This is a genomic window from Mesobacillus sp. (genome assembly GCF_057785455.1).
The window spans coordinates 1-2,378 of the sequence record NZ_JBYNSB010000022.1 but is presented as its reverse complement, the minus strand read 5'-3'; the positions used below and the strand labels follow the sequence as shown (position 1 = coordinate 2,378).

General features: G+C 44.2%; 2 protein-coding genes. Both read right to left on the bottom strand.

Annotated elements, in window-relative coordinates:
- Positions 1-248 precede the first annotated feature (248 nt).
- Positions 249-1,043, bottom strand: a complete 795-nt coding sequence (gene fdhD, locus AC3EBE_RS08155) for a formate dehydrogenase accessory sulfurtransferase FdhD (RefSeq protein WP_488594525.1) — start codon at positions 1,041-1,043, stop codon at positions 249-251.
- Positions 1,040-2,378 (bottom strand): aldehyde ferredoxin oxidoreductase C-terminal domain-containing protein (locus tag AC3EBE_RS08150; RefSeq protein ID WP_488594524.1); only part of this gene is annotated, 1,339 nt, incomplete at its 5' end. The genes AC3EBE_RS08150 and fdhD, both read right to left, overlap by 4 nt.

Genomic DNA, 2,378 nt, shown 5'->3' with positions numbered 1-2,378 from the left:
ATAAGACCCAAAGAGGTAGAACTGGCTAAATAAGTAAATAAGGATAGGTTTTCCACTCATGGAAGCTCCGAGAGAGAAGTAGAGTCTCTACGCTTCCATGAGTGGAAAATAAGAAAAAGAAAAAAAGGAGTGTGCATTTTTTTATTGTAATATCTTTTTCATAGATGACAATTTTATAAAGAAGATAGAAAAGAAAATGGGCAGAAGGTTCATACTGCAGAAACCGGGCAGGCCAAAGGGCAAAGCAACTAAATATGGGATGTGTCCCTAATTAACCCCGTGCAACCTGCTATGCGTGAGCTGTGGGTATAAATCTTCATTCTTCTGCCTGTAACGAAGCCAATTACCGTTAGACCGGTTAAATGAGCAAGCTCAATGGCGAAACTCGTCACCGATGTTGTTGAGGCTATAACAGGGATATTGGCTCGTGAACACTTCAGTACCATCTCAGACGACACCCTTCCGGTAATAGCTGCACAGGCATTATGAAAATCATACCCTGCAATAAGAGCCTCTCCTATTACTTTATCGAGAGCATTATGTCTCCCGATATCTTCAGCAGATGCAATTAAAGAGGATGCGTTCAATAATGAGCATTTATGTACACCCCTTGTTTTTCTATACATCTCGGAATTCAATACATCTTTAATACCGGCAAAAACGGCGTCTCTGGTAAGAACGGCTTCCGTAGTTACCTGTGGAAGCCGTCCTTTCAGCATTTCTGCTGAGGCTCCACCGCACCCGCTTAGAATCACCTTTCCGGGAAAAGAGAGCATCTTCCGCAGGAGCACAATTTCCACTATATTGCCTTCGATCTCCATAGAGGAGATCTCTTGTAAGGAACGTATGATCCCCTCTGAGTAAAGATGTCCGATGATAAATTCTCTTTCCTTACCAGGGCTCAACATGACGGCAGCGTAATAGCTGTTATTAATGAAGATATAGAGCGACCTCTCAAGAGGGACGATATAATCAAAAGTCTCACTGCCATCCGTGTCTGGAGTAATACTGTCAGTTAAAGTGCTTCCCTTCTTTATCATCATATTTTCATCACTACATCCCTAAGCCCAAGTTCCTCCAAGGTCTTTTTCTCAGGATGTCCTGTAACGGGATCCCAGCCATTTATCTTGTAATACTCGGTTTTTAGTTCCTCAAATTTCTCCCTGTTTAATGCTCTGTTTACTGTAATAACCTTTCCTTCAGGTCCCGTAACTTTGCCTTGCCTCTGTTTTGTGAAGAGATAATCGGCGAGGGTATCATGATTCCGATTTCTCCCTTCACGCATGGCAATCACCCTCTCAAGATTGAGTATCCGCTGTCCAGCCCTAATTAATTCTTTCCCATCAGGTATTATATCGGTTCCGGTGACGAGACTCACGAGGCGGCTTTCCAGATCCGGTGATCGTAGTGGTACCTTATAATTAGGCGCTTCGGAATAGGAGCTGAAAAATAGAGGAGTCGGGCCATATGAGCATACGATCACGCTCCTCCGCGCTATGTCGTATTCCCTAATCCACTTTGTTACTGATGCATGGATCGGATTATAAAAATTCTCATCACTGTAGTCGACTGCCTTATCAGTGCCAAAAAGCTCTCTGCTCCATGCAGCAACATCTTCTGCCGATGCAAAGCCCGCAGCAGGCCAGAGATCCTTAACATACATCCTGAAAACCCAGTACATGGCATGAATGCTGCTCACCGGATGGCGCGTCTCCATTGCCCAAAAGAGGGCCTGGGGCGACCAGAGCTGGGGTTCCCAGTGCTGGGCAAAACCCCGATTCATATGGGGAAGATGTTTCTGACTGCCCCTCCCGATAATATCAGCGGCTCTCGGAGAGCCTTCTGAAAGAATCTTTCCGAAACCTTCTTTGTAGGCGATCATCTTAATGAGCTTCTCAGCAAATTCCAATGTTCCTACATCCTCTATGGCTATGCCAGTATCCTCCTTTATAAGTATCTTTTCTTCAAAACATTTCCTGAGCCACGGTATCATTCCGATCAGTTCAAAGCCGTTTACGCCCATCATATCCGCTATTTTGGCAGATTTGTAAAAAACCTCTGTTATATCCTTGTGCCTTTCCATATCGTATCTTTCATACCAGAACTGATTACATTTTGCCGATCCATGTCTGCCTTGGGAATCAGGTATGTTTGAAAAGACTCTGCAGGCGAGCGGGCATGTATGGCATGACTCTGCCTTTCTCGTGTAGTTTTTGAGCCACTTCCATCCTTTTATTTTCTGTCCCTGGAAAAATGACCATCCGATCCTATGAAAGCTGGCAATGTTAGTCCACTTTTCAGGTCTTTGGTCAGGTCTGTATATCCACCTGTTCATGGTATAGGATATGTCCATTAATTCCTTAGGTTTTGCAGATTCA